This is a genomic window from Proteus vulgaris, from assembly GCF_016239305.1.
GTDB classification, from domain to species: domain Bacteria; phylum Pseudomonadota; class Gammaproteobacteria; order Enterobacterales; family Enterobacteriaceae; genus Proteus; species Proteus vulgaris_C.
Map to the genome: position 1 here is coordinate 145,626 of NZ_JAEHOQ010000005.1, position 26,098 is coordinate 171,723.

The 26,098-nt window shown below is 40.4% G+C and carries 25 protein-coding genes and 2 tRNA genes; 8 read left to right on the top strand and 19 right to left on the bottom strand.

The features are described from left to right. Window positions 1–10 precede the first annotated feature (10 nt). From rimP to rlmE, 8 genes are all read right to left on the bottom strand, one after another. Complete coding sequence (gene rimP, locus JEP40_RS05315; protein ID WP_196554270.1) at window positions 11–463, bottom strand: ribosome maturation factor RimP; 453 nt, start codon at window positions 461–463, stop codon at window positions 11–13. Window positions 464–665: 202 nt separating this feature from the next. After that, window positions 666–742 (bottom strand) — tRNA-Met (locus tag JEP40_RS05320). 60 nt (window positions 743–802) lie between these two features. After that, a tRNA-Leu gene (locus JEP40_RS05325) sits at window positions 803–892 on the bottom strand. A gap of 59 nt (window positions 893–951) precedes the next feature. Beyond that, entirely contained in the window at window positions 952–1,296 is a 345-nt protein-coding gene (gene secG / locus JEP40_RS05330; RefSeq protein ID WP_036914692.1) for a preprotein translocase subunit SecG, read from the bottom strand. Window positions 1,297–1,461: 165 nt separating this feature from the next. Then, window positions 1,462–2,799 carry a phosphoglucosamine mutase gene (gene glmM / locus JEP40_RS05335; protein WP_109408500.1) on the bottom strand — a complete coding sequence of 446 codons (1,338 nt, stop codon included), beginning with the start codon at window positions 2,797–2,799 and terminating at the stop codon, window positions 1,462–1,464. Next, window positions 2,796–3,638 (bottom strand): dihydropteroate synthase, encoded by an 843-nt coding sequence (folP, locus tag JEP40_RS05340; protein ID WP_115351212.1) that lies wholly within the window; start codon window positions 3,636–3,638, stop codon window positions 2,796–2,798. Before folP ends, glmM begins: the two co-directional genes overlap by 4 nt. Before the next feature lie 82 nt (window positions 3,639–3,720). Beyond that, window positions 3,721–5,667, bottom strand: a complete 1,947-nt coding sequence (gene ftsH, locus JEP40_RS05345; protein ID WP_198622756.1) for an ATP-dependent zinc metalloprotease FtsH — start codon at window positions 5,665–5,667, stop codon at window positions 3,721–3,723. A gap of 47 nt (window positions 5,668–5,714) precedes the next feature. Beyond that, window positions 5,715–6,344, bottom strand: a complete 630-nt coding sequence (gene rlmE, locus JEP40_RS05350) for a 23S rRNA (uridine(2552)-2'-O)-methyltransferase RlmE (RefSeq protein WP_036939360.1) — start codon at window positions 6,342–6,344, stop codon at window positions 5,715–5,717. A 145-nt stretch (window positions 6,345–6,489) separates the two neighbouring features. On the opposite strand from rlmE, the gene yhbY reads away from it, so the two are divergent. Further along, a complete protein-coding gene (gene yhbY, locus JEP40_RS05355) occupies window positions 6,490–6,783 on the top strand; it encodes a ribosome assembly RNA-binding protein YhbY (RefSeq protein ID WP_036914752.1) in 294 nt (97 codons plus the stop codon). Between the two features lie 121 nt (window positions 6,784–6,904). Here yhbY and greA read toward each other — a convergent pair whose 3' ends face one another. Continuing rightward, the gene (gene greA, locus JEP40_RS05360; protein ID WP_198622757.1) at window positions 6,905–7,381 is read right to left on the bottom strand and encodes a transcription elongation factor GreA; all 477 of its coding nucleotides are present in this window, start codon (window positions 7,379–7,381) and stop codon (window positions 6,905–6,907) included. 409 nt (window positions 7,382–7,790) lie between these two features. Here greA and dacB point away from each other — a divergent pair, with 409 nt between their 5' ends. Continuing rightward, entirely contained in the window at window positions 7,791–9,233 is a 1,443-nt protein-coding gene (dacB, locus tag JEP40_RS05365) for a serine-type D-Ala-D-Ala carboxypeptidase (protein ID WP_198622758.1), read from the top strand. A 75-nt stretch (window positions 9,234–9,308) separates the two neighbouring features. Here the strand turns inward: dacB and cgtA are convergent, their stop codons facing one another. The 3 genes from cgtA to rplU all read right to left on the bottom strand — a co-directional run bounded on the left by cgtA (window position 9,309) and on the right by rplU (window position 11,197). Beyond that, window positions 9,309–10,481, bottom strand: coding sequence for an Obg family GTPase CgtA (gene cgtA, locus JEP40_RS05370; RefSeq protein WP_198622759.1), 1,173 nt, complete (start codon window positions 10,479–10,481; stop codon window positions 9,309–9,311). A gap of 130 nt (window positions 10,482–10,611) precedes the next feature. Further along, entirely contained in the window at window positions 10,612–10,869 is a 258-nt protein-coding gene (gene rpmA, locus JEP40_RS05375) for a 50S ribosomal protein L27 (RefSeq protein WP_006535706.1), read from the bottom strand. Window positions 10,870–10,888: 19 nt separating this feature from the next. Next, a complete protein-coding gene (gene rplU, locus JEP40_RS05380) occupies window positions 10,889–11,197 on the bottom strand; it encodes a 50S ribosomal protein L21 (protein ID WP_036939370.1) in 309 nt (102 codons plus the stop codon). Window positions 11,198–11,460: 263 nt separating this feature from the next. Here rplU and ispB point away from each other — a divergent pair, with 263 nt between their 5' ends. Next, window positions 11,461–12,432, top strand: coding sequence for an octaprenyl diphosphate synthase (ispB, locus tag JEP40_RS05385; RefSeq protein WP_109408495.1), 972 nt, complete (start codon window positions 11,461–11,463; stop codon window positions 12,430–12,432). Between the two features lie 49 nt (window positions 12,433–12,481). Here the strand turns inward: ispB and JEP40_RS05390 are convergent, their stop codons facing one another. Both JEP40_RS05390 and JEP40_RS05395 read right to left on the bottom strand, forming a co-directional pair. Continuing rightward, complete coding sequence (locus JEP40_RS05390) at window positions 12,482–12,898, bottom strand: DNA-binding protein (protein WP_036939375.1); 417 nt, start codon at window positions 12,896–12,898, stop codon at window positions 12,482–12,484. Window positions 12,899–12,980: 82 nt separating this feature from the next. Continuing rightward, window positions 12,981–13,331, bottom strand: a complete 351-nt coding sequence (locus tag JEP40_RS05395) for a DNA-binding protein (protein ID WP_072069576.1) — start codon at window positions 13,329–13,331, stop codon at window positions 12,981–12,983. 186 nt (window positions 13,332–13,517) lie between these two features. Between JEP40_RS05395 and JEP40_RS05400 the strand changes: the two genes are divergently transcribed. Further along, window positions 13,518–13,784 (top strand): helix-turn-helix domain-containing protein, encoded by a 267-nt coding sequence (locus JEP40_RS05400; protein ID WP_072069577.1) that lies wholly within the window; start codon window positions 13,518–13,520, stop codon window positions 13,782–13,784. Between the two features lie 102 nt (window positions 13,785–13,886). On the opposite strand, the gene mdh is transcribed toward JEP40_RS05400, so the two are convergent. Further along, a complete protein-coding gene (gene mdh, locus JEP40_RS05405; RefSeq protein ID WP_072069578.1) occupies window positions 13,887–14,825 on the bottom strand; it encodes a malate dehydrogenase in 939 nt (312 codons plus the stop codon). A gap of 445 nt (window positions 14,826–15,270) precedes the next feature. Between mdh and argR the strand changes: the two genes are divergently transcribed. Continuing rightward, window positions 15,271–15,741 carry a transcriptional regulator ArgR gene (gene argR / locus JEP40_RS05410; RefSeq protein ID WP_006535714.1) on the top strand — a complete coding sequence of 157 codons (471 nt, stop codon included), beginning with the start codon at window positions 15,271–15,273 and terminating at the stop codon, window positions 15,739–15,741. Window positions 15,742–15,804: 63 nt separating this feature from the next. Here the strand turns inward: argR and mpl are convergent, their stop codons facing one another. Further along, entirely contained in the window at window positions 15,805–17,184 is a 1,380-nt protein-coding gene (gene mpl, locus JEP40_RS05415; RefSeq protein ID WP_198622760.1) for a UDP-N-acetylmuramate:L-alanyl-gamma-D-glutamyl-meso-diaminopimelate ligase, read from the bottom strand. 164 nt (window positions 17,185–17,348) lie between these two features. On the opposite strand from mpl, the gene fbp reads away from it, so the two are divergent. Together fbp and ppa are read left to right on the top strand one after the other, a co-directional pair. Continuing rightward, complete coding sequence (fbp, locus tag JEP40_RS05420) at window positions 17,349–18,356, top strand: class 1 fructose-bisphosphatase (protein WP_198622761.1); 1,008 nt, start codon at window positions 17,349–17,351, stop codon at window positions 18,354–18,356. Between the two features lie 199 nt (window positions 18,357–18,555). Then, complete coding sequence (ppa, locus tag JEP40_RS05425) at window positions 18,556–19,083, top strand: inorganic diphosphatase (protein ID WP_166540294.1); 528 nt, start codon at window positions 18,556–18,558, stop codon at window positions 19,081–19,083. A 303-nt stretch (window positions 19,084–19,386) separates the two neighbouring features. Here the strand turns inward: ppa and JEP40_RS05430 are convergent, their stop codons facing one another. The 3 genes from JEP40_RS05430 to tamA are packed head-to-tail and all read right to left on the bottom strand — an operon-like array spanning window position 19,387 to window position 25,303. Then, window positions 19,387–19,734, bottom strand: a complete 348-nt coding sequence (locus tag JEP40_RS05430; RefSeq protein WP_023583593.1) for a gamma-glutamylcyclotransferase family protein — start codon at window positions 19,732–19,734, stop codon at window positions 19,387–19,389. 5 nt (window positions 19,735–19,739) lie between these two features. Beyond that, window positions 19,740–23,564, bottom strand: coding sequence for an autotransporter assembly complex protein TamB (gene tamB, locus JEP40_RS05435; protein ID WP_232799160.1), 3,825 nt, complete (start codon window positions 23,562–23,564; stop codon window positions 19,740–19,742). After that, on the bottom strand, window positions 23,561–25,303 hold the full coding sequence (gene tamA / locus JEP40_RS05440) for an autotransporter assembly complex protein TamA (RefSeq protein WP_198622762.1): 1,743 nt from the start codon (window positions 25,301–25,303) through the stop codon (window positions 23,561–23,563). The genes tamB and tamA overlap by 4 nt, the downstream gene beginning before the upstream one ends. 126 nt (window positions 25,304–25,429) lie before the next feature. Here tamA and msrA point away from each other — a divergent pair, with 126 nt between their 5' ends. Then, window positions 25,430–26,068 carry a peptide-methionine (S)-S-oxide reductase MsrA gene (gene msrA / locus JEP40_RS05445; protein ID WP_198622763.1) on the top strand — a complete coding sequence of 213 codons (639 nt, stop codon included), beginning with the start codon at window positions 25,430–25,432 and terminating at the stop codon, window positions 26,066–26,068. The last annotated feature ends 30 nt before the right edge of the window (window positions 26,069–26,098 follow it).

Sequence of the window (26,098 nt, forward strand, 5' to 3'; positions counted from 1 at the left end):
TCTTCAAAACTTAAAAGTGGGGTACCAGGTTAGCTTTCTGGATGTTGCTCAGTGCGAACACTTCGTCTTTACCATCCACAGTAACCGTGATCATTTCGCCAGCGACAGACTTAATAATGCCCTGCCATTTACGGCGGTTTTGCATTGCAATTCGTAATACGATAGCGGCTTCTTCGCCGATAAATTGCTCATAATGCATTGCAGTGAATAAAGGTCGTTCTAAACCAGGAGACGAAATCTCAAGGTTATAAACTGTTTGAATTGGATCTTCAACATCCAGTACAGCACTGACCTGGTGGCTAACATCAGCACAATCATCAACAGTGATACCGTCTTCACTATCAATATAGATGCGCAATGTTGATTCTCGGCCACGAATAAACTCAAGACCGACAAATTCAAAGCCTAATGCTTCTACTGGTGCTGAAATCATCGCTGTTAATTTTTGCTCTAATGTGGACAAACCCACCCCCAAGGCATAAAAAAAGGGCCTATAGCCCAGTATTCTATTCTCTGATAACAAAAAACCCCGAAATTCGGGGCTTTATGCAACTGGACCCTGTAACTTGCCATTCGAGAATAACCTCTTCTTACGGCACATTCCACTCAGGATCATAATCGGTTCAAAAAGATGATTAATGAGAAAAGTGCTGTATTGTTAGAAGTGGTTGCGGGGGCCGGATTTGAACCGACGACCTTCGGGTTATGAGCCCGACGAGCTACCAAGCTGCTCCACCCCGCGTTCGAAAAACGTGGCAAATTTTACGCTGATAACAAGCAAAACGCAAGCTATCTGGAATAATGGTGCCGAGAACGGGACTTGAACCCGTACGCCCGTTTTATAGGCACTACCACCTCAAGGTAGCGTGTATACCAATTTCACCACCTCGGCACTTTAATGAGACTGTTATTGCGTAAATATTAACAATCTCATTTAAATCTTTACTTAGTTTACTGCGGAATATCTGTATTTGCTGGCGCTACAGGCGCTGCTAATTGCTCAGCTTTTTTAGCTTCTTCTGTAGTCTGCTCGATAGACATCCATTTGCTGTCTTCACGCACAGTTTTATTGGCACTTAGATTACCTAAAATAAGGGCAAGTACAATAAAAGCTGTTGCTAAAACAGCGGTCATACGGGTCATAAAGTTAGCTGAACCGCTTGAACCAAATACTGTACCGGAAGCACCTGCACCAAAAGAAGCGCCCATATCAGCACCTTTACCCTGCTGTAACAGGATCAGACCAACTAGCCCTGTTGCTACAATGATAAGAATAACAATGAGTGCCGTATACATTTGCGTTACCTTTTCTATGGAACTTATCGTCTTAACGATAACCTTCGATTGCTTCACCCGCTTTAGTTCAAGACCTTACTAAGCGGGTGTGAATACTAACCAAAGCTGAACTGACAAGCAAGGTTATTTTTCTACAAAGTGATTGATTGAAGAAAAAAGCATCAATTAGCCTACGTGCTTCACGGCGTCAGCAATACGATTAGCCATCGCTGTAACTTGCTCTTCATTTTCGCCTTCAACCATCACTCGAATTAAAGGCTCTGTGCCTGATTTTCGTAACAGTACACGCCCTTTACCTGCAAGTTCTTCTTCAACTGCTTTAGCGACTTTCTGAACTTCAGGTGTTTGTAATGGATCATGACTTCCTGTGAAGCGAACATTCACTAAAATTTGAGGTAATAGTTTCATGCCACTGCATAAATCATGTAAGCTCATATGATTACGAACCATTGCACTTAAAACTTGTAAGCCGGCAACAATACCATCACCCGTCGTCGTTTTATCTAGTAAAATAATATGGCCTGAGTTTTCAGCACCTAAACGCCAGCCTTTCTCTTGTAATTTTTCAAGCACATAGCGGTCACCCACTTTAGCTCGTACAAAAGGAATACCCAGTTGCTTAAGTGCAATTTCCAAGCCCATATTACTCATCAGTGTACCAACCGCACCACCACGTAATTGGCCTTGGCGCAACGCTTCTCTCGCAATAATATAGAGGATTTGGTCACCATCAACTTTTAAGCCTTGATGGTCAACCATAATAATACGGTCACCGTCACCATCGAATGCTAAACCAACGTCTGCACCTTCTTCAAGTACACGTTGTTGCAACATACGAACATCGGTTGCACCACATTCAGCATTTATATTAATACCCGTTGGTTCACAACCAATCGTAATAACTTCTGCGCCTAATTCACGAAATACATTAGGTGCAATATGGTATGTTGCGCCATGTGCACAATCAACAACCACTTTTAAGCCATTAAGGTTGTTTTCATTAGGGAATGTGCCTTTACAGAACTCAATATAACGACCTGCAGCATCCACGATACGGTTTGCTCGACCCAGCTCTGCTGATTCAACACAGGTAATTGGTTTTTCCATTTCAGCTTCAATGGCTTCTTCTACTTCATCTGGTAATTTTGTGCCGTCAATAGAGAAGAATTTGATCCCGTTATCGTAATAAGGGTTATGAGAAGCTGAAATTACAATCCCTGCTTCCGCACGAAATGTACGTGTTAAATAAGCAACCGCAGGTGTTGGCATTGGCCCTGTAAATGAAGCTGATAATCCCGCAGCCGCTAAACCTGCTTCTAATGCAGATTCCAGCATATAGCCTGAAATTCGTGTGTCTTTACCAATAATGATTTTACGAGAGCCATGACGTGCTAATACTTTGCCCGCAGCCCAACCCAGTTTTAATACAAAATCAGGTGTAATTGGACTATCACCTACTTTTCCACGGATACCATCTGTTCCAAAGTATTTACGTTCGCTCATTCATTATTTTCCTTTGCAGAAAGAGTCGCTTGTACGACTTTCATCGCATCAACAGTCTCTTTAACATCGTGTACACGAATAATTTGTGCGCCTTGCATTGCTGCAATGACAGCACAGGCCACGCTACCAGCAACACGCTCTTGTGGTGGCACATTCAATAGTTGTCCAACCATTGATTTACGTGACATCCCGGCAAGTATAGGTAGACCAAAGTGATGAAGTTCACTTAAGTGTGCTAATAATTGGTAATTATGCGCTAAATTCTTACCAAAGCCGAACCCTGGATCAAGAATAATTTGATTTTTTTCAATGCCAGCATCAACGCAACGTTGAATATTTTCTCGTAAAAAACAATCTACATCTATCATCACATTCTCATAATGTGGTGATTGTTGCATAGTTTTAGGGTCACCTTGCATATGCATAATACACACAGGTAAACCCGTTTTAGCTGCAGCTTCAAGTGCTCCTGGCTCTTGTAAAGAGCGAATATCATTGATAATTGAAGCACCTACATTTGCTGATTCAGTAATCACTTGAGCTTTGGATGTATCAACAGAAATCCAAACATCAAAACGCTGACGAATAGCTTCAACAACAGGAACAACACGCTGTAACTCTTCATCTATAGAGACATCATTTGCGCCGGGTCTTGTCGATTCACCACCTATATCGATGATAGAAGCCCCTTCAGCAATTAATTTTGCCGCATGGTTAACCGCATCATTAAGCGAATTATGAGTGCCACCATCAGAGAAAGAATCCGGAGTGACATTCAAAATCCCCATAACTTGAGGTGTTGATAAATTGAGCTCTCTTCCTCTAGCAATTAATTTCATTACATTGATACCTTCATAAAAAAACCCCAGAAGCCTGGGGTTTGTATTTATAGCTTACTCAATATGTATAACCCAATAAGGATTAGTGAGTATTTTTATCAGAAGGCGCATCACTTTCTGACTCAGGCTTATCTTTTGGCTCACTTGCCACATGCGTTTGTGTCGGCTGGGCAGTAGTTGTTGTATTACTATTGCCATTACTGCCTTCCCAACCTGCAGGTGGGCGAACATCACGACGATTCATCAAATCATCAATTTGAGGCGCATCGATAGTTTCATAAGTCATCAGTGCATCTTTCATTGAGTGAAGAATATCAAGGTTATCCATTAAGATCTGACGAGCACGAACGTAGTTACGATCAACGATAGCTTTAATTTCTTCATCAATAGTACGAGCTGTTTCATCAGACATATGTTGCGCTTTCGCAACAGAACGACCTAAGAATACTTCACCGTCTTCTTCTGCGTACAGTAATGGTCCTAATTTTTCAGAGAAACCCCACTGTGTCACCATGTTGCGTGCAATATTGGTTGCTACTTTAATGTCGTTAGATGCACCAGTAGAAACATGCTCAACACCATAAATGATCTCTTCTGCTAAGCGTCCACCATACAGTGTTGAAATTTGGCTTTCTAATTTCTGACGGCTAGCACTGATTTGATCACCTTCAGGTAAGAAGAAAGTCACACCTAATGCACGCCCGCGAGGAATAATCGTCACTTTATGCACAGGATCATGTTCTGGTACTAAACGTCCAATAATCGCATGACCGGCTTCATGATAAGCTGTTGATGCTTTTTGTTCTTCCGTCATCACCATCGAACGACGTTCCGCACCCATCATTATCTTATCTTTTGCTTTTTCAAACTCGACCATTGAAACAACACGTTTATTACCACGAGCAGCAAATAAAGCAGCCTCATTAACTAAGTTAGCTAAGTCTGCACCAGAGAAACCTGGTGTACCGCGTGCTAAAATTGCAGGATCAACATCTGGTGATAAAGGTACGCGACGCATATGGACTTTAAGAATTTGCTCACGTCCACGGACATCAGGTAAACCTACAACCACTTGACGGTCAAAACGGCCAGGACGGAGTAATGCAGGGTCTAAAACGTCAGGGCGGTTAGTTGCCGCAATAACGATAATCCCTTCATTTCCTTCAAAACCATCCATTTCAACAAGCATTTGGTTCAGTGTTTGCTCACGTTCATCATGACCACCACCTAAACCAGCACCACGCTGACGCCCTACGGCATCTATTTCATCAATAAAGATGATACAAGGCGCTGTTTTTTTAGCTTGTTCGAACATGTCACGAACACGTGAAGCACCAACACCCACAAACATTTCAACGAAATCAGAACCTGAAATGGTGAAGAATGGAACTTTTGCTTCGCCTGCAATCGCTTTCGCTAATAACGTTTTACCTGTACCAGGAGGCCCCACCATCAGAATGCCTTTAGGGATCTTGCCCCCTAATTTCTGGAAACGACCCGGATCACGTAAATATTCAACTAATTCGCTTACTTCTTCTTTTGCTTCATCACAACCTGCAACATCAGCAAAGGTTGTTTTGATTTGGTCTTCCGTCAACATGCGAGCCTTACTTTTACCAAAAGACATCGCACCTTTACCGCCACCACCTTGCATTTGGCGCATAAAGAAAATCCAAAGACCAATAAGTAATAGCATTGGGAACCAAGACACAAAAATTTGAGTCAGAAGGCTTTGGCCTTCAAGTGGTTCACCCGTTACTTTTACATTACGGTTCATTAAAGTGGTCAGCAGGTTGTCATCACGCATAGGCATATACGTGCTGTACTTTGAGTTATCTGTTTTAGTTACATTAATATCATAACCACTTATGCTGACCTCGCGTAACTGGTTATTAGTTAACTCATTGATAAAGGTAGAGTAATCCACCTTACGACTATTCGAATCGCTGGGTCCGAAGCTCTGGAATAATGACATCAAAACGACTGCAATAACTAGCCAGAGGATCAGGTTTTTCGCCATGTCACTCAAGGGATTAACCTCATATTACAACTGTGTTAACAAATAGCTTTAGGGTACTAAAGTTTACGCCCTGTGGCTACAATATATACCTCACGAGAACGAGACCGCGAAGCGTCTGGTTTACGAACTTTCACTTTCGTAAACAGGGAGCGTATTTGCCCCAGGTATTCATCAAAGCCTTCTCCCTGAAACACTTTGACAATAAAACTTCCCCCGGGAGCCAGTACATCACGACACATATCAAGCGCTAACTCTACTAAATACATGGATCGAGGGATATCGACCGCGGGTGTACCGCTCATGTTTGGAGCCATGTCAGACATGACAACCTGGACTTTATTTTCACCTACTCTATCAAGCAATGCCTTCAACACAAGTTCATCACGAAAATCGCCTTGAAGGAAATCGACTCCGACAATAGGATCCATAGGTAAAAGGTCACATGCGATGATTCGACCTTTGCTTCCTAACTGCTGTACAACATATTGAGACCACCCACCTGGGGCTGCTCCTAAATCGACAACGGTCATACCTGGTTTAAAGATATTGTCACTTTGCTGAATTTCTTCCAGTTTAAACCAAGCACGAGAGCGAAACCCTTTTTTCTTTGCTTGCTGAACATATTTATCACTAAAATGTTCTTGTAACCAGCGACTAGAGCTTGCAGAACGTTTCTTATTGGCCATTGCGTTTTCCAACTATCATACACTTAGCTATCAAAATTTTTACTCTTTCACTCATTTAACCTCGTCTTAACGACATTTTATGGTGATAAGTGAGAGATGGCGTTAGAATAGTGTGTTTTCAATCCCAACAAAGCAAAAATTAATGATGACTCTTAACAAAAAACAAATTCAACACCTGAAAGGGCTCGCTCATCACCTGAATCCAGTCGTTATGATTGGTAACAACGGGTTGACTGAAGGCGTTCTTGCAGAAATTGAACTCGCTCTGGCACACCATGAGCTTATCAAAGTCAAAATCGCAGGCGAAGATCGAGATGTTAAAAACTTGATCGTGGCAGCGATTGTACGCGAAAGCGGTGCTCAGAATGTACAAGTAATCGGAAAAATTCTTGTTCTTTATCGTCCTTCAGAAGCACGCAAGATTATTTTACCGAAATAATACTTGTATCTTTATATAAAAATGCCATAAGTAACTCTATGGCAAAAAAGGCCTTTTAAGGCCTTTTTTATATTACCACAGGATAGCAGCCTAGTTTTCTATAGAAACGTAAAATTATAAATTAAATATATTCTACGTTTAAAACTTCGTACTCAACTTGTCCACCTGGTGTTGTGATAACGACAACATCATCTAACTCTTTACCAATTAATCCACGCGCAATCGGTGAATTTACAGAGATTAAGTTAACTTTAATGTTTGCTTCGTCATCACCCACGATGCGGTAGGTCTGCTCTTCTTCAGTTTCAACATTTAACAATGTCACCGTTGAACCAAAAATAATACGGCCATTGTTATTCATCTTAGTAACATCAATAACCTGAGCATTTGATAATTTTGCTTCAATTTCTTGTACTCGTCCTTCACAGAAACCTTGTTGCTCTCTTGCTGCATGATATTCTGCGTTTTCTTTTAAGTCTCCGTGCTCACGCGCCTCTGCAATAGCCGCAATAATTTCGGGACGACGAACACTTTTTAAATATTCCAGCTCTTCGCGTAGTTTTTCTGCACCAAGAACGGTCATAGGGATCTGATTCATGTGTTAATACCTCAATACTATTCCTAATAAAAAATAGGTATCATCCTGATTTTTTATACTAACAACACAGAGAAAAGGATCTATTTACTCTTCTCAAGACAAAAAAAGACACAGGCAACCTTAAATCGGGCCTGTCTCTACATATGTTCGGTGAATAAGGGAAGACGTTTATTCCCTTATTCATGTTGTTGGGAAACAAACTTAGCCCCCCAGACCTAAAACTAAATCTAACACAACAGACGCATTGCTTCACGCCTTATCTCTCTTTATAAATCAATAAACAGATATTTTCTGATAATGCAGTAATCACTCGTTATATCGTTTACTTTTGCCCTCATTGCCCTTTAGTATTAGTCTCTGGCAATCAATACTGTAACGTTAGTACGCTATAGTCACGGACAGAGAAATTATGCGCTTATTATCAACATTTCGACGGATACTTTACACATTAAGTATCATCAGTTTTTCAATCCAGGCAATACCCGTTGAAAAATATACATCTCTTCTTCCTGAAGGAACACAAGTAGGTTTGATTACCCAGCCTGTGGGCGCAGCTTCTCCTAATCTCAATTATCATGCAGATCAATTAGCACTTCCTGCCAGTACTCAAAAAGTGGTCACAGCCTTGGCTGCATTACTTCAATTAGGGGGTGATTACCAATTCACCACGACAATGGAGACGGAAGGCAAAATAAAAAATGATCAACTTAATGGAGATTTGATCTTTCGTTTCAGCGGTGATCCAACTTTAACTCGCCAACAGTTAAGAGGAATGGTCGCTGTATTAAAACAATCCGGAGTCACTAAAGTCCATGGCGATTTGCTGATTGATACTTCTGCTTTTTCGAGTCATGACAAAGCACCAGGTTGGGTTTGGAATGATATGACTCAATGTTTTAGTGCACCACCTAGTGCCGCAATTGTTGATAAAAACTGTTTTTCCGTCTTATTGCAAAGTGGCAATAAAGATGGCGATATTGCAACAATACGCAAAGCTTCGTTTTACCCAGTTACCGTTTTAAGCGAAGTTGAAACTTATGAGAAAGGCTCAACACGTACTCGTTTTTGCGAATTAGATGTCACTGTCCGTGATTTAAATACCTATGTAATAACAGGGTGTATACCTAAACGTGACGATGCAGTGCCTTTAATGTTTTCTATTCAAGACGGCGCGCATTGGGCAGGTACAATTTTAAAAGAAGAGTTACAAAGAGCCAATATTGAACTTGATGGCTATATAAAACGTCGTTCTTACGTTAAAGCACCTGTTACTGTATTAGCGCAAACACAATCTAAGCCCTTACATAACTTGCTTACTACAATGTTAAAAGAGTCTGACAATATGATTGCAGACACTGTATTTAGAACCATTGGACGTGAATATTATGGTGTTGCCGGAACGTGGCGTTCAGGCGCAGAAGCAACTCGTGCGATTTTAAAACAAAAAGCAGGAATTGACTTAGGCAATACAGTTATGGTTGATGGTTCAGGTCTTTCTCGCCATAACCTCATTTCACCTGCAACAATGATGCAAGTCCTTCAATATATTGGCCAACATGAAAGTGAACTCAACTTTATTACCATGCTTCCCCTTTCTGGGCACGATGGAACATTACAATACCGTGGTGGTTTTCATGAAGCGGGTGTAGATGGCAAAGTTTCTGCCAAAACGGGGTCACTAAAAGGGGTTTATAATCTTGCAGGCTTTATGACGACAGCTAATGGACAAAAAGTTGCTTTTGTTCAGTATGTCTCAGCATATTCGCCTCCAACGCAAAATCGTAATGCAGGGCGCGCCTATTTAGTACGTTTTGAAACTAACCTGTATAAAGATATGTACAATAACCGTTAAAGTTACGATATCTAGATAAAAAGAAAACGCCTGATTAATCAGGCGTTTTTTATTTTTTCATGATAAGGATGATAATTAACGTTGGTAGATAAACTCTATACCATCATCATCTTCTTCATCCCAATCATCATCGTCATCTTCTTCAAAGTCAGGATTTTCAAGCTGTTCTTTGTGGTAATCATCCCACATAAAGTCAACTTTTCCAGGCTCTGCAACTGTCGCCACTAAATCTTGTTCACGTGGCGTTACGTTCAGGAATTCCATGATGTTCCAGCAAAGTTTTTTCACACCCTCTTGGTTGATGGCGGCTATCATATAATAGTTTTCATCCCAACCCAGTGCTTCAACAATCGCTTTTGCCTTCTCTTTGGCTTCTTCTTCGTCAAGAAGATCCACTTTATTGAACACTAACCAACGTGGTTTTTGTGCCAATTTTTCGCTGTACTTCTCTAATTCAGAGACAATAATTTGTGCGTTCTCAACAGGATCTGATCCATCAATAGGATCGATATCGATCAAGTGCAATAACACACGGCAGCGTTCTAAGTGTTTTAAGAATTGGATCCCAAGACCTGCACCATCAGCAGCGCCTTCGATTAATCCAGGAATATCAGCAACGACAAAGCTTTGATGATTATCCATACGTACTACACCTAAACTCGGTACTAAGGTGGTAAAAGGATAATCGGCAACTTTAGGTTTTGCCGCTGATACTGCACGAATAAACGTTGATTTACCCGCATTCGGCATACCTAACATACCAACATCGGCTAATAACATTAGTTCTAAGAGAACTTCTCGAGATTCACCTGGAGTACCCATAGTACGTTGGCGTGGAGCACGGTTAACCGAAGATTTAAAGCGAGTATTACCTAAACCGTGAAAGCCACCTTTAGCGACCATCTGTTTTTGGCCGTGAACAGTTAAGTCAGCAATGATTTCATTGGTGGCTAAATCACGGACGCGCGTTCCAACAGGAACACTAATTGTAATGTCTTGACCACGTTTACCGGTGCAGTCACGGCTATGACCATTTTCACCACGTTCTGCGCGATAAGATTTTGTAAAACGGTAATCAATTAGAGTGTTGAGGTTTTCGTCTGCAATCATGTAGACATCACCACCATCACCACCATCACCACCGTCTGGTCCCCCATTAGGGATATATTTTTCGCGACGAAAGCTCACACAGCCGTTACCACCATCGCCCGCGACGATCAGGATCTTGGCCTCATCAACAAATTTCATGATTTTACTCCGTATAGTAGCCATTAACGTGCTGGATGGCCGAAATTACCCAGAGATGGCCTTTTTTAAATATAAAAAGCCCCGCAACAGACTTGCAGGGCTTTTGACTCGGTGATTAAAGGACCGGTAATTATTCAGCTTCGATGCTGATAAATTTACGGTTGTTTGGACCTTTAACTTCGAACTTAATTTTTCCGTCAGCTAATGCAAACAGGGTGTGATCACGACCACAACCAACGTTAGTACCTGCATGGAACTTAGTACCACGTTGACGAACGATGATGCTACCTGCTAATACAGCTTCACCACCGAAACGTTTAACACCCAGACGTTTTGCTTCGGAATCACGACCGTTACGAGTCGAGCCGCCAGCCTTTTTATGTGCCATTGAACTACTCTCCTAAACCTTAAGCGATACCAGTGATTTTAACATCAGTAAACCACTGACGGTGGCCCTGTTGTTTACGGCTATGTTTACGACGACGGAACTTAACAATCTTAACTTTCTCGCCGCGACCGTGAGCAACCACTTCCGCTTTAACTTTAACGCCCGCAAGGATTGGAGCGCCAATTTGAATATCATCGCCATTAGCGACCATCATTACAGTGTCAAACTCGATTGTTTCGCCAGTAGCTACTTCAAGTTTCTCTAAACGAATAGTTTGACCTTCGCTGACTCGGTGTTGTTTACCACCACTTTGGAAAACCGCGTACATATAAACTCCGCTTTCCGCACACTCCCAATATGTATAATTTGAGTGCACAATTAAAATATTCACATAGGGCGCGAATTCTACGCAAATTTAGTGCCGATGACAAGCACAGATCGCAAACTAGCGTTAAAAAAAAGAGTTTTTTATGCGATATTTATTTCAGCCATTTTTAAAGTACAATCTAAATTATAAGAGAGTAAAATCTATGGCATGATCATTTTTTATTAATAATAACGCGCTCATTGGCGAGCCAAAGTCGAAAAAACATGAATTTAGAATCTATTATAAAACTAACATCCGCTGATATGGCTGCGGTAAATGAGGCAATCCTTTACCAGCTTAATTCAGATGTTTCTTTGATAAACCAACTTGGTTACTACATCATTAGTGGTGGAGGTAAAAGGATCCGACCAATGATCGCAGTGCTCACTGGGCGAGCGTTGGACTATCAAGGTGACAAACATATCTCGGTCGCAGCGCTTATCGAGTTTATTCATACTGCAACGTTGTTACATGATGATGTTGTTGATGAATCTGATATGCGCAGAGGAAAACAAACGGCAAATGCTGTCTTTGGAAATGCAGCAAGTGTGCTTGTTGGTGACTTTATCTATACACGATCTTTTCAGATGATGACGGATCTTGATTCAATGCGTGTATTAAAATTAATGTCTAGCGCTACCAATGTGATCGCTGAAGGTGAAGTCTTACAATTAATGAATTGTAACGATCCTAACATTTCTGAAGATGACTATATGCAAGTTATTTACAGTAAAACAGCGCGCCTATTTGAAGCGGCTTCTCATGCGTCAGCCATCCTTTCTGGTGCAACGCCTGAGCAAGAAAAAGCATTCCAAGATTATGGACGTTATCTTGGTACTGCTTTCCAGCTCATTGACGATCTGCTTGATTATGATGCTGACAATAGTCAGTTGGGTAAGAACACTGGCGATGATCTTGATGAAGGCAAACCTACGTTGCCATTACTTCATGCCATGCATAATGGTAATGAAGAAGAATCTCAATTAATTCGCCAAGCTATTGAGCAAGGTAATGGTCGCCATTTATTGGATACCGTTTTAAATACCATGAAACAAAGTGGATCTTTGGAATATACCCGCCAAAAAGCAGAAGAAGAAGCAGACAAAGCAATTGAAGCTTTATCTATCATACCTGATTCACCTTATAAAGAAGCGCTTATTGGGCTTGCTCACGTTGCTGTACAACGTCAATCGTAATCCTAATAATACTACCCCATTAATGGTATAGAAAAGCCCGCCAGAGCGACTATGTCGACTCTGGTGGGTTTTTTAATTTATTGAGCACTTCTTCATTTTCTCGCTCGATTGCATCTTGATTATCAGCATCAATATAACTAATGAGCTTTGCTAACCCTTCCCGAAGCACAAACTTCACAATTTTTTCACGTTCTGATTTGGTTAATTGATAATACGCTTCTACCCAAATCAAAAAAGCATCCTGACGCTTTGATAAATACTCTGCGGGAGGTTCATGTGCGGCTAATACGCCAATGACCTCATCAGGTAGACTTTTCACTGAATACTCGACAGCTTTCCCCTGCACACCACGTTTACGGCGATTTTCCCACCCTTCACGACGCGCCATCAAGTTCACTCCCTGCGGTGAGTTAGGTAACCCCGCAAGCCCCACTAATTCTTTCGCTGTATACCATTCTTTTTTCATGATCTCATCTCACATTCAACTAAGAGGTTAGTCAGATAGATATCTGTTGCGGATAACGCAATAATAGATTCTTTAAAATCGCCTAATCATTGACGAGTTTTTCTAAAAAACTTCTAATACCATCCCGCAATATCAGCTCTGTTAATGTTTTTTGTTCACCATCATTTAGTTGTTGGAATGCTTTCACCCAGATAACGAGTGGCTCCTCTTTTTTATTTAGTTTGTAATGTGCTAATGGTTCATAAAGTTCCAGAGCAATTAAAGTTTTATCTGGTAAACAAGAATAATGATATTCAACACCATTACCTTGCTTATTCTTTATCTTTTGTTTTTGCCAAAATTCACGTTTAGCTTTTGCATTTACGCCTTGTGGTGATTTAGGTAATCCACCTATACCCGTCAATTCCTTTGCCGTATACCACTCTTTTTTCATTATGTTTCTCTAAAATTGTTATCAACTTCAAAAAAGAAATTATTAAGAAAAAAATCAGAAATCTTTTTAGAAAAATAATGTTATTTTATTTTCTAAATAATCAGTTTAAATGCTTTAGGACATTTCTAATAAACTGTTATTTATACCACTAACACAGCAATTAATTTTATAGAAAAAGGATTAAAAATGATTTCAAGGAAATCTGATTGGCATCCTGCCGATATTATTGCCGCACTTAGAAAACGAGGAACAACACTTGCTGCCATCTCTCGCCAAGCAGGGTTAAGCTCTTCAACACTCGCTAATGCACTGTCACGCCCTTGGCCTAAAGGAGAAAAAATCATTGCTGATTATCTTGGTGTCGCCCCTTCTGAAATTTGGCCAAGCCGTTATTTTCATCCTGAAACAGGAGAATTACTTGAACGAAAGATTCGTGACAAAACTAATAATTAACTAATAATTACATACATTATAATTAATAAAAAAAACCGCTGATACTATATCAGCGGTTTTTATTTAATTTTGCATTATTTTTATAGCAAAAAAAGTATTTCTTTATTTATTAATAAATTCTTCACCAAGAATTATATCTTTTTTCAATACATCTAACATGCCATTAAGAGATTGTTTTTCAAAATCACTTAATTTACCAATAGATAAATATTCTTCTACACCGTTTTTACCTAAAAGAATAGGTTGGGCAAAGAAACGGGCATATTCTCCGTCACCTTCTGTATAAGTACATTCAATAACATTTTTCTCGCCATTTAAAGCGCGAATTAATGAAAGACCGAAACGCGCAGCGGCTTGTCCCATTGATAATGTTGCTGATCCGCCACCAGCTTTTGCTTCTACAACTTCAGTACCTGCATTTTGGATACGTTTTGTCAGTGCTGCGACTTCATCATCTGTAAATGATACGCCAGCAACTTGAGAAAGCAGAGGAAGAATAGTGACACCAGAATGGCCACCAATGACAGGAACATTGGTTTTTTGAGGATCTTGGCCTTTTAATTCAGCAACAAAAGTATTAGCACGAATGATATCGAGTGTCGTAATTCCAAAAAGACGTTTTTTATCGTAAACACCCGCTTTTTTCAGTACTTCAGCGGCAATAGCAACTGTCGTATTCACAGGGTTAGTTATGATACCAATCAGTGCTTTAGGGCAGTTCTGTGCTACTTTTTCAATTAAATTACGCACAATGCCTGCGTTAACATTAAAAAGATCTGAACGATCCATGCCTGGTTTACGAGCAACACCTGCAGAAATCAAAACAACATCAGCGCCTTTTAGTGCAGGAGATGGATCTTCGCCGGCAAAACCTTTTACAGTCACTTGGGTTGGGATATGGCTTAAGTCAGCTGCGACGCCCGGTGTGACGGGAGCGATATCATATAAAGAGAGTTCACTACCAGCAGGAAGCTGGTTTTTAAGAAGAAGTGCCAGTGCCTGACCAATACCACCCGCTGCACCGAGAACTGCTACTTTCATTCTGATACTCCTTAGTTACGAGATAGTGGAACGCCTTAGAGAGACTCACTATTACGCAATACACCTTTTAAAAAACAATTATTTAACAGCAATATTGCATAATAAGGCATTTACAGTGGAAAATAATACTTTGGTTATTCTAAACAAATTGCTTATCTGTTAATGAGATAGTGGGCACTCTTTTGATAAATAATTCCAATAAATTGGGTAAAATGTTAAGTGGCTCTATCTCCTTATGATAATCATTTAAGCTTATCATTTATTTAACAAATATTTTACTTTCTTAAATTATCACATTCAAAGTCGATAAATAAAATTTTTTTGCAGTATATTCTACTTTACAATTTTCAGTAGACTACCTCTCAACTTTCATCGTCTTTTGTTGCATAAAAATTCACTTCTCTGCATAATACGCAGGTTATTGATAACTCACTAAAGGTGAACTATGCGCGTTCCTTCTAAGCAAGAAGACTTGGTTAAAGCGTTTAAAGCCCTGCTGAAAGAAGAAAAATTCAGTTCACAAGGCGAGATTGTGACCGCATTACAAGAGGCTGGATTTGATAATATTAATCAATCCAAAATCTCTCGTATGCTAACAAAATTTGGTGCAGTAAGAACCCGAAACGCCAAAATGGAAATGGTATATTGTTTACCCACTGAACTTGGCGTGCCGACAGCAAGTAGCCCATTAAAAAATCTGGTACTTGATATCGACCATAACCATTCGGTTGTGGTGATAAGAACAAGTCCAGGTGCAGCACAACTTATTGCACGTTTATTAGATTCATTAGGCAAAGCAGAAGGGATCCTCGGCAGTATTGCAGGTGATGACACCATTTTCTCAACACCAGCGCCAGGGTTTTCAACAGAAGAGTTGCGAGATGCAATCCTAAACCTGTTTGATCAGGAATTATAATCGTTTTTCTCTAGCGTCCTAAAATAAGCCACTAAACATTCAGTGGCTTATTTTTATTTATTATTAATATTGATTCTCTGATCCTTTAGGCTGAGCTAATTTTTTAAGCAACTTTTCATGTATCCCGCCAAAACCACCATTACTCATAATTAAAATATGATCGCCCGCTTGCGCTTCTTTCGCAATCATATCCACTAATGTATCAAGATCGGTACTCCAACGAGCGGGTTGTACACAATGCTCTGCAATATCACTCACTAACCATTGAATATTCGGTGGCTGGAATAAAAAGACTTCATCAGCACGGCCCAATGCTGGAGCGATATCATCCTTACTAATTCCCATTTTCATGGTATTTGAACGAGGCTCTAACACCGCGATAATACGCGCGGTTCCACCAACTTTACTGCGTAACGCTTCAAGCGTTGCTAAAATTGCCGTAGGATGATGTGCAAAATCGTCATAAATACTGACCTGGTTAACTTCACCACGTAACTCTAAGCGACGACGCGCATTAACAAACTTATCTAATGCTTCACAAGCATCTGCGGGTAAAACACCGACATGGTGCGCTGCAACTATTGCCATTAAGCCATTTTGCATGTTGTGTTCACCAGAAAGCCCCCAACATACTTCTCCAACTCGTTCACCTTTATGAAACACCTCAAAATGACTACTGTCATTAGTGAGCTTTTTGGCCTGCCAATCGCCTGTTTCACCCGTGAATTCTTGTTCACTCCAACATCCCATTCCAATGGTCTGTTTTAAATTCATATCGTTGTCAGGCATGATGATTTTTCCACTGCCTGGAACGATACGAACTAAATGATGGAATTGTTTTTGAATTGCCGCTAAATCATCAAAAATATCGGCATGATCAAATTCAAGGTTATTTAAAATCAGTGTACGAGGCGAGTAATGCACAAATTTGGAACGCTTATCAAAGAAAGCACTATCATACTCGTCGGCTTCAATCACAAAGAAAGGACTTTCACCTAATTGCGCTGAAACTTTGAAATTACCGGGCACACCACCAATTAAAAAACCCGGCTTATAACCACAATCTTCTAAAACCCAAGCTAACATACCTGCAGTTGTTGTTTTGCCATGGGTTCCTGCAACCGCTAATACCCAACGTTCCGGTAAAATATAATCATGTAACCATTGAGGGCCTGAAGTATAAGGCAAACCTTTTTCAAGTACAGCTTCAACACAAGGATTTCCTCGCGTCATTGCATTACCAATAATCACCATATCAGGAGCAGGTTCTAATTGTTTAGGATCATATCCCTCAATCAGTTCAATTCCCTGATTTTCTAATAAGGTACTCATTGGTGGATAGACATTAGCATCAGAGCCTGTGACTTTATGTCCCTTTGCTCGAGCTAAAATAGCAAGGCTTCCCATAAAGGTGCCACAAATACCAAGAATATGAATGTGCATGAATTTCTGTCCAATAGCATGAAGTTGGTCACTATTCTAACGATCAAAAAGCAGATAAGGAACGGATTAACCTTTGAATCATTCGATTCTTTGGCTAAACTTGCCACCACCAAGGAGATTTTCCTCCTTTTTTACTTTACCCACTCACATTCAGGACCTGCGTCATGAAAACATTAGGCGAATTTATCGTCGAGAAACAACAAGATTTTCCCCATGCAACTGGCGAACTTACTGCATTACTTTCGGCAATTAAGCTTGGGGCTAAAATTATCCACCGTGATATTAATAAAGCAGGGTTAGTCGATATTCTGGGTACTAACGGCGTTTCTAATGTTCAAGGTGAAGCCCAGATGAAACTGGATCTTTACGCGAATGAGAAACTAAAAGCGGCATTAAAAGCACGTGGTGAAGTTGCGGGTATCGGATCAGAAGAAGAAGATGACATTGTAATCTTTGAAGGTGATCGTGCTGAAAATGCTAAGTATGTTGTACTAATGGATCCTTTAGACGGTTCGTCGAATATTGATGTAAACGTTTCCGTCGGGACAATTTTCTCTATTTACCACCGTATTACACCTATTGGCCAATCTGTAACATTAGATGACTTCTTACAACCAGGTCATCGTCAAGTTGCTGCGGGCTATGTCGTTTATGGTTCATCAACCATGTTAGTTTATACTACAGGTTGTGGTGTTCATGCCTTTACTTATGACCCTTCTTTGGGTGTGTTCTGCCTATCTCATGAAAGTGTACATTTTCCGCCAACAGGAAATATGTACTCTATCAATGAAGGCAACTACATCAAATTTCCATTGGGTGTTAAAAAATACATTAAGTATTGCCAAGAACAAGATGCAGCCACTAATCGCCCTTATACCACACGTTATATTGGCTCTTTAGTCGCTGATTTTCACCGTAACTTACTAAAAGGGGGCATTTATATCTATCCAAGCACAGCAAGCCACCCTACTGGTAAATTACGTTTACTCTATGAATGTAACCCAATGGCGTTTTTAGCAGAACAAGCTGGCGGTAAAGCGAGTAATGGTAAAGAACGTATTCTTGATATCGAACCCAAAGAGCTTCACCAACGTATGCCTTTCTTTGTAGGTACTAAATCGATGGTTGAGCAAGCTGAAAGCTTTATGGCACAATATCCAGACGAAGATTAATTCATTGGTCTAGCACCAAGATAGATAAACCGGGCTTCTTTTTCGTCCGGTTTTTTCATCTTTGAAAATAGAACTTCTTTTTATTTACTGCTTATTTTTACGTCAGAACGCAACATGTTCGGCAAAAAACGGGTATTGTTAAAAACTTTTCGCTATACTACAGGCCACGTAAAATTAATTTTTTTATAGGAAATTTTTTATGAGCCTGAATCATGTTCCTGCTGGTAAAGAACTACCAGAAGATATCTATGTTGTTATTGAAATTCCAGCAAATGCTGATCCTATCAAATACGAAGTTGATAAAGAAAGTGGTGCGCTGTTTGTTGACCGTTTTATGTCAACCGCAATGTTCTACCCATGCAACTACGGTTACATCAACAACACATTATCTTTAGATGGTGACCCAGTAGACGTTCTGGTTCCAACTCCATACCCATTACAACCAGGTTCAGTTATTCGTTGCCGTCCTGTTGGCGTACTGAAAATGACTGACGAATCAGGTGAAGATGCGAAACTGGTTGCAGTACCACACACTAAACTGAGCAAAGAATACGATCACATTAAAGATGTGACTGATCTACCAGAACTGCTAAAAGCACAGATCAAACATTTCTTTGAGCACTACAAAGATTTAGAAGCTGGCAAATGGGTTAAAGTTGACGGTTGGGAAGATGTAGAAGCCGCTAAAGCTGAAATTTTGTCTTCTTTCGAACGCGCTAAAAAATAATTCTGACATTATCAGAATAACTAACTGATAAATAAGCTCTTCATTTTATTGAAGGGCTTTTTTTATGATGACGTTGCTCCTTGTTTCAAGCTCATTACAAGCAATCCATCACCTATCAATGTGAGAGTAATTGCAACTACCATTAATGTATAAATCACTAAGTTATTTTATTAGATTAAACAACGATTAATTAAAAATACTATTTTCTATTAAAAATGTTCTCTTTTTTTATAAAAATAAAAACGGCTCAATATTTCTATCAAGCCGTTTTTGTATAATATTGAGTAAAAGGGTAATAACTGATTACTCTTCTTCGTGGCGCTTTAGCCAATCACCACATTTTATTTCACGTAAACCATCCACAGGCTTTTGATAAAGGTAGATCCAAGCACTGCCATAAGGCGTTGAAATCAGTTGTCGCTTGTAATCCTGATCGTTCTTTTTCAATTCATCAAGCTCTGTCAGGATAGAGGGGGTTATCCGATAGACTTCGCACTCTATCTCTCCTTCGCCTTCAATAACCGCAGGGTAAAACCCTAAGTCATAGAGTTTGTACCCCACTAACTTATGCTCACCTAAAAGTTGCGCATACGTCATCCAGTGATGGTTACCTTGGTTTTGCCGTAAACTACCATAAACAATAATTCGCATATAATTTAAAACTCAAATTGATAAAGCAGATCTATTGCCTGATTCATACCAGACACTGCTTGTAAATACAACCTGGGCATCAAGCGATAACGTAAGGTTAACGTCGCTAGCGAATCAAATATACCCACTCCATACTTCACTTGTAGATCGTTCGTTATCTTACCACTGACCACGACTTGTGAGTTGTCCCCCACACCTTGTGTATCAAGCGCTAAATCCGAAACACCAAAGGTTTCACCTATGCGCCCTACAAGCTGACCACTCTGACCAACGCCTAATCCTATCAGCATTGCTGTCATTTGTGATGAATCAGCATCGCCACTGTCTAGACCTTCGCCTCTTAACAAGTAAGATAATGCTTCTTGTTGTGTTTTAGCCGGCTCAGAGAAAATTTCCACTTTAGGCTGGTCAGCAAGCCCTGTTACTCGAACCCCCGCAATCACATTATCTGCAGTATTATCTGGGTTACGAATAGCCTCGATATTTAAGTAAGGTTGATCAACAGGTCCAGAGAACAAGATTTGCCCCTTACGTACTTGTAAGTCTTGTCCATAGGCTTTGAATGCCCCTCTTGGAATATCAACTTGCCCATTTAAACCTAGCCCTTGTTTATTCTGATTGACTTTAAGTGTTCCCGTCAATCGGGCGCTAAGTCCAAATGCGTCCAGCGTCACATCATCACCAATATTAATCGCTAAATTACTTTGAATTGGAATCGATGTCTCTTTTGGTGCTATAGGTTGCAAGTTTTTATCTAGCATCACTTCATCAGAAGATGCTGATACCGCTGACTCCGGTAATTCTTGAACCACAATACGAGCCCAAGGGATATCAATACGACCATCTAATTTCAGTAAATGAGGACTAGCCTCAAAAACGAGATCAGGATTAACATCAATACGCACCATTGGAGGTAATGATACTCGTAGTTTATTACCATTAGCGGCCACCACTGCGCGCCATTCATCTAACTTACGCCAATCTGCATTTCCAGTAAGATTTAAGTAACCTTCTGGGGTTTCAATTCTGCCACCTAAGTCCGATGTTGCTCCATTAAATCGAATATCAACATTACCTTTAGTAATATCAAATGGGATCCAATGCCCGACCACTTTTAATTGATTAATCCCGAATTGACCAAATAACAGTGGTGATTGAGCACTTCCCCCTAAACGTAATTGAGCACCAATATTCCCTTGAGCAATTTCACCTTTACCTAAGAACGGTTTGATTAAATCTAATGTCAAATTATCAATATCAACCGTACCTGATAGTTGGCGCTTTTTCTCAAGATCGGCAACATGCACATTACCTTTAAAGTTACCATTACCCGCAATGCTAATCAGCCATTGCAATGTTGCTTTACCATTATTCATCCCCGCATTTAAGGTAATGACATCGAAATCAATAGGTAAAATCGTTCCTTCAATATTCTGTTTTACCGCAACACCTTGCCCTTTTAGATTGACAGATGCTTTCGGTAATCCGCCTTTTGAGTTCCATGTTGCAGTGGCATCCCCTGTAAATACACCTCGAACAGAAGTTTCAGGTGGTAAGAACGGCTTTATCATTGCTAAATCAAAACGTGCTAACGTAATTGCGGCCGTTCCACTTTCACCCACAGTTATCGCGTTAGGAACACAGACTTGTGCATTTGGGTTCACCCAGCAATGAGAACCAATCGTAATCTCTTGCTTTTCTGCCAGCAAATTCAGTGCCATTGCTTTATTTAAACGCCATTCACCCACAGGGGTATCAAAAGCCGTATTATTTAGCGTTCCTTTCCACTGTTGTTTCTCTTTATCGAATGAGCCCGCTAATGTCAGCCCACCGGAAACAGGCTCACCATCCATTTTCAACGTGAGTTTATGTTGTTTTTCTGTACCTGCTGCATCTAACGTTAAATTACGGATAATTAAATCAGCTTGTTTTAACTGGCGTGCAGTAATCGCCAGTTTACCACCAATCTCTTTATCAGACTGAACATCGCCTTTAATCGTAATAGATTCAACACTCACTTGATCTTGCCATTTAATACCTTGAGCGTTGATATCAGCAATAATCTTCGGTGCATTAATATCACCTCGAATATTCACCTTACCTTTTACAACGCCTGCGAGTCCTGGCACTAAACCATTTAATCCTGGTGCATTAATATTGGCATCTAATGCCCACTTGTCACCAAGATGTCCTTCGATATCAAGCTTATTTTTACCCAGTATCAGATTTAATTGAGGAATATTCCATTGTCCAGAATCATTACCATAGGCATTCCCTCTCGCCTTGATAAGATTATTTTTAATATTGCCATCTAAAGTGATGTCAGGAACACGTAATTGCCAACTTCCACCATACAGGCTTCCCGTTGTAGCGATATGCCCATCTAATTTGGCTGGCATATCAGGATACTGTTTTGCGGTATTAATTCCTGAAATAGTGAGCAATGCATTCCAACTAATTGCCTTACTCCAATCAGCAACACCCGTGATATCAGCATGACCTTGTAATGCTGCTAAACGCAGACGTGTTAACTCTATTTTTTCTTCGTTACCTTTTGCATCCAACATTAATTTGGCTGGAGGGATCTCCTGACCTTGGATATCAGAACGCAATGAAAGATCGTAATTATCCGTCTGACCATTGAGACGTAATCGAGTGTCATTAAGTTGATACTGTACATCCCCAGTTAATGGCCAACGTACTTTTTGACTCTCTAGGGTTAATTTTAATGGAAGATGTGGCTTGGCGAGCTCAGCCTGTGCATCAAGTGTAGCTGTTACTGTTCCGGTTAACGAGAGAGCTAATTTAAGCTCTTCAAGTAACGCACCTTGCAAAGAAAGTGTCGCTTTTTGATCTTTAAAATCTTCAAGCCCCGCAACATCACGAATGGTTGCGTTGATATCTAAATTAACAGGCCATTGTTTATCAAGCGTGATCCCCCCATTTAAACTGACTTCACCTTCTGGCGCATCAACACGCAATTGAGTGAGATTAATTTGCTTACCTTGAGTCTTTGCCTCAAAAGATAATTGATTGATAGTAACTGGAGCATCCCCACTCACTTGTAATTGCTTACCTTCAATACCTTCAATATTGATATCTACAGGAATAATAATTTCAGGTAACTCAGCCAATAATGGCTTAGCAAAAATCGTTTTAATTGTGTCTGCTATTGCCTGCTCTTTTTCTTTTGGTGTTTTAGGTTCAGCTTGAGGTTTCGCACTTACGACTTCTTTTGCATCTTGGGCAACGCCTTCAATACTGCCTTCTTCCGGAGTTTTGGGTAACGCCACCAGCAAATCATTAATAACGGTTGGATTTAATGTAACTTGGCGACCTTCCCACTGTGCACCTGTTTTAAACTCGCCCAGCGAGATTGCCATATCGTCAATCTTCACATGTGTATTTTCTAATGAAAGCGAGTTTAAAAAGATAGGTAACGGAGCATTAAGCTCAGTTAAAGGCTCTGATGGTGGAGTTTCTTCAGATGGAGGGAAAGCACTTGTATCAACATTAACAATCACATCGCGTGTCCCTAATGTATCAACACAAACTTGTTTATCCGTCAGGCACGCTAAACGTAATCCTAATGATAATTCACCAACATTAACATCAACACCGGGCATCTGATATTCAACACCCGTTAAACGTAGATCTTGCCAACCACCATTTACATCTTTAATAGCCAAACCCGGCACCCAACGTGCAGCGCTATTAATGGCAAAATGTAAACCTGATTGTGTTCCTAAGATCCACGCTACAGCGCCAAATGTAAGCAAAATAATGATAAGGAGTGTTAACGCAATCCATTTCAACCACTTTTTTATCATAACTCTGCTCCTAACCCGATATAAAACTGGAGTCTACGTTTATCAACGTCACTCACTGGTAGTGCTAAATCAAATTTAATTGGCCCAACAGGTGATGCCCAGCGCACACCTGCACCTGCACCTGTTTTAAAATCACTACGAGTAAAATCATTAACGGCTTCACCACTATCAATAAAGACAGCGCTCCACCAATTACCCGTGACGTTATATTGATATTCTGCCGATCCAACGAGCATCCTTGATGCCCCGGTTAAATTACCTTTGCTATCTTCTGGTGAAATACTTTGGTATTTAAAGCCACGAACACTTCTATCCCCCCCAGCAAAGAAACGTAACTCTGGGGGAACTTGTTCAAAAGCATTCGTTTCAATCCAACCAAAATTACCTCTTACAACAAAGCGATGTCCTTCCCAAGGTGAACGGATCCAGACATGTTGTGTTTGAAATGCAACAAATTCGACATCAGAGCCCCACATTTTATTAGAGTAGTCTAATGTATAACGTTGACTATCTCCCCAATAAGGCATCATGCCACCGCGTTGACGCACACGGCTGGCTGTAACACCAGGATAAAGCAACATAGTGGTATTTGTAACTTCACCTTGGGTAAAGTGGCTGAGGCTCCAACGTGTATTCACGCTGTATTGCCAGCCAGTAGACATATCCCAATTACGAGACACATTTAATGTTGTGGTATCAGAACGAGTGTCATTTAAATCGGTACGTTTAAAACCACCTTGAACACCATAATATTGCTCTAATGGATTGACTTTAAGTGGAATTTTATAGTTTGCACCAATAGATTGTTCAGGTTGCGAAACGCTAATGTTGGAAGTTAAACTATGACCACGCGAATTCATCCATGGTTTATCCCACTGCATATTAAGGCGAGGGCCAACGTCAGTGGCATAACCACCACCAAGCTCTACATAGTTACGAGAACGCGGAGTGACAACAGCGCTCATCGGTAAAAGATGAGAGCCTTCGGCTCGTGCTTTTGCAATATCAGGAGTAACAACCGCAGAGTTAAACCATCCCGTAGCTGCTAAACGACGGTTAAATTCAGCAAGATCTTCAGACGCGTAATATTGCCCTTCTTTAAAAGGAACAATATTTTGTAAATAGTCTTCACGGATTTGGGAGCCAGTATAATTCACTTTGCCAAAGCGATAACGTTCTCCACTATTAAAGACAAAATCCCAATACGAAGCATGGTTATCTAAAGAAACACCTAACTGACTTTTATCCATTTCTGCATCAAAGTAACCACGACGGATAGCAAGCCCTGTTAATGAGCCTTTGAGCTTTTCATAATCACCATGGTTTAAAACACTATCAAGAGGGGGCGTATTTTCTTTAATTACCTTAGCATATTGTTCGTCGGTTTTCGCACCACCTTCAAGAACAATATCGACCCCTTTGAGTAAAATAGGAATACCAGGTTCAACTTTAGCGGTTAATACAGAACGTGTTGGCGGTGTATTTTCTTGGTAAGAAAATGTCACACTAGGCTGATAATAGCCTAAAGGTCGAAGTCCTTCTTGAATTGCTTTTTCAACACGCGCACGAAAACGCCCGTCAGGTGCAACTTCTTCTGTTGTAATGTTTGATAGCTGGACTCGCGCATTTTTTTCGAGTTGCCCTTCTAAACCTTCTACTTTTAAACGCAAACTTGCCCCATAGGTAACAGGCGCGATAAAAGACAGACAGAGAACGTAGATAACGGAGTATCTCGGCACGTTTTCTCCTCAATATGATTTAATCCATGTGATGAATTGACGAAAAACTGTTTTAAGCTTTATTGTAGATTTAGTTTATAACAATATTAAGCCTTTACCATAGTAAAGCGTTTACAAATATAAAAAATGGAGTCTACCTTGCAACATAAAGCTTACCAACCAGAGAATGCCTTAAGGGGTACCTCGACACCATTAGAAATATCTGCTAATCATGCAGTAAATGGGCATTCCATTAATAACACTCCCGAAAAGATGAGTATCGCTTATTTTGCCATGGGTTGCTTTTGGGGCGCTGAACGTCTGTTTTGGCAACAACCCGGTGTGTACTCAACAAGCGCCGGTTACAGCGGTGGTGTAACAGAAAATCCAACTTACCAACAAGTTTGCCAAGGTTTAACTGGCCATAGTGAAGTGGTGAGAGTTGTTTTTGACCCTGCAATAATTAGCTACCAACAACTTCTGGCTCTTTTTTGGGAAAATCATAATCCATCACAAGGTATGCGCCAAGGTAATGATATTGGCAGCCAATATCGTTCTGCCATTTATACTGTTAACACAGAGCAATATGAGCAAGCTATTGAGTCAAAAAAACGTTATCAACAAGCAATGAATGCTCAAGGCGCAACAGCGGAAATTACGACAGAAATACAGCCAGCTGGCCCTTTTTATTTTGCTGAAGATTACCACCAGCAATATTTACACAAAAACCCACAAGGCTATTGTGGATTAGGTGGGATAGGTATCTGTTTTCCTCCTGAAAAGTAACACTAGCAGAAAATAGCAGGGCGATGATAT

Coding starts and splice junctions, on each gene's coding strand:
- secG (WP_036914692.1), bottom strand. CDS start 1,296: ATGTATACGGCACTCATTGTTATTCTTATCATTGTAGCAACAGGGCTA.
- glmM (WP_109408500.1), bottom strand. CDS start 2,799: ATGAGCGAACGTAAATACTTTGGAACAGATGGTATCCGTGGAAAAGTA.
- folP (WP_115351212.1), bottom strand. CDS start 3,638: ATGAAATTAATTGCTAGAGGAAGAGAGCTCAATTTATCAACACCTCAA.
- rlmE (WP_036939360.1), bottom strand. CDS start 6,344: ATGGCCAATAAGAAACGTTCTGCAAGCTCTAGTCGCTGGTTACAAGAA.
- yhbY (WP_036914752.1), top strand. CDS start 6,490: ATGACTCTTAACAAAAAACAAATTCAACACCTGAAAGGGCTCGCTCAT.
- greA (WP_198622757.1), bottom strand. CDS start 7,381: ATGAATCAGATCCCTATGACCGTTCTTGGTGCAGAAAAACTACGCGAA.
- dacB (WP_198622758.1), top strand. CDS start 7,791: ATGCGCTTATTATCAACATTTCGACGGATACTTTACACATTAAGTATC.
- cgtA (WP_198622759.1), bottom strand. CDS start 10,481: ATGAAATTTGTTGATGAGGCCAAGATCCTGATCGTCGCGGGCGATGGT.
- rpmA (WP_006535706.1), bottom strand. CDS start 10,869: ATGGCACATAAAAAGGCTGGCGGCTCGACTCGTAACGGTCGTGATTCC.
- rplU (WP_036939370.1), bottom strand. CDS start 11,197: ATGTACGCGGTTTTCCAAAGTGGTGGTAAACAACACCGAGTCAGCGAA.
- ispB (WP_109408495.1), top strand. CDS start 11,461: ATGAATTTAGAATCTATTATAAAACTAACATCCGCTGATATGGCTGCG.
- JEP40_RS05390 (WP_036939375.1), bottom strand. CDS start 12,898: ATGAAAAAAGAATGGTATACAGCGAAAGAATTAGTGGGGCTTGCGGGG.
- JEP40_RS05395 (WP_072069576.1), bottom strand. CDS start 13,331: ATGAAAAAAGAGTGGTATACGGCAAAGGAATTGACGGGTATAGGTGGA.
- JEP40_RS05400 (WP_072069577.1), top strand. CDS start 13,518: ATGATTTCAAGGAAATCTGATTGGCATCCTGCCGATATTATTGCCGCA.
- mdh (WP_072069578.1), bottom strand. CDS start 14,825: ATGAAAGTAGCAGTTCTCGGTGCAGCGGGTGGTATTGGTCAGGCACTG.
- argR (WP_006535714.1), top strand. CDS start 15,271: ATGCGCGTTCCTTCTAAGCAAGAAGACTTGGTTAAAGCGTTTAAAGCC.
- mpl (WP_198622760.1), bottom strand. CDS start 17,184: ATGCACATTCATATTCTTGGTATTTGTGGCACCTTTATGGGAAGCCTT.
- fbp (WP_198622761.1), top strand. CDS start 17,349: ATGAAAACATTAGGCGAATTTATCGTCGAGAAACAACAAGATTTTCCC.
- ppa (WP_166540294.1), top strand. CDS start 18,556: ATGAGCCTGAATCATGTTCCTGCTGGTAAAGAACTACCAGAAGATATC.
- JEP40_RS05430 (WP_023583593.1), bottom strand. CDS start 19,734: ATGCGAATTATTGTTTATGGTAGTTTACGGCAAAACCAAGGTAACCAT.
- tamB (WP_232799160.1), bottom strand. CDS start 23,564: ATGATAAAAAAGTGGTTGAAATGGATTGCGTTAACACTCCTTATCATT.
- msrA (WP_198622763.1), top strand. CDS start 25,430: ATGGAGTCTACCTTGCAACATAAAGCTTACCAACCAGAGAATGCCTTA.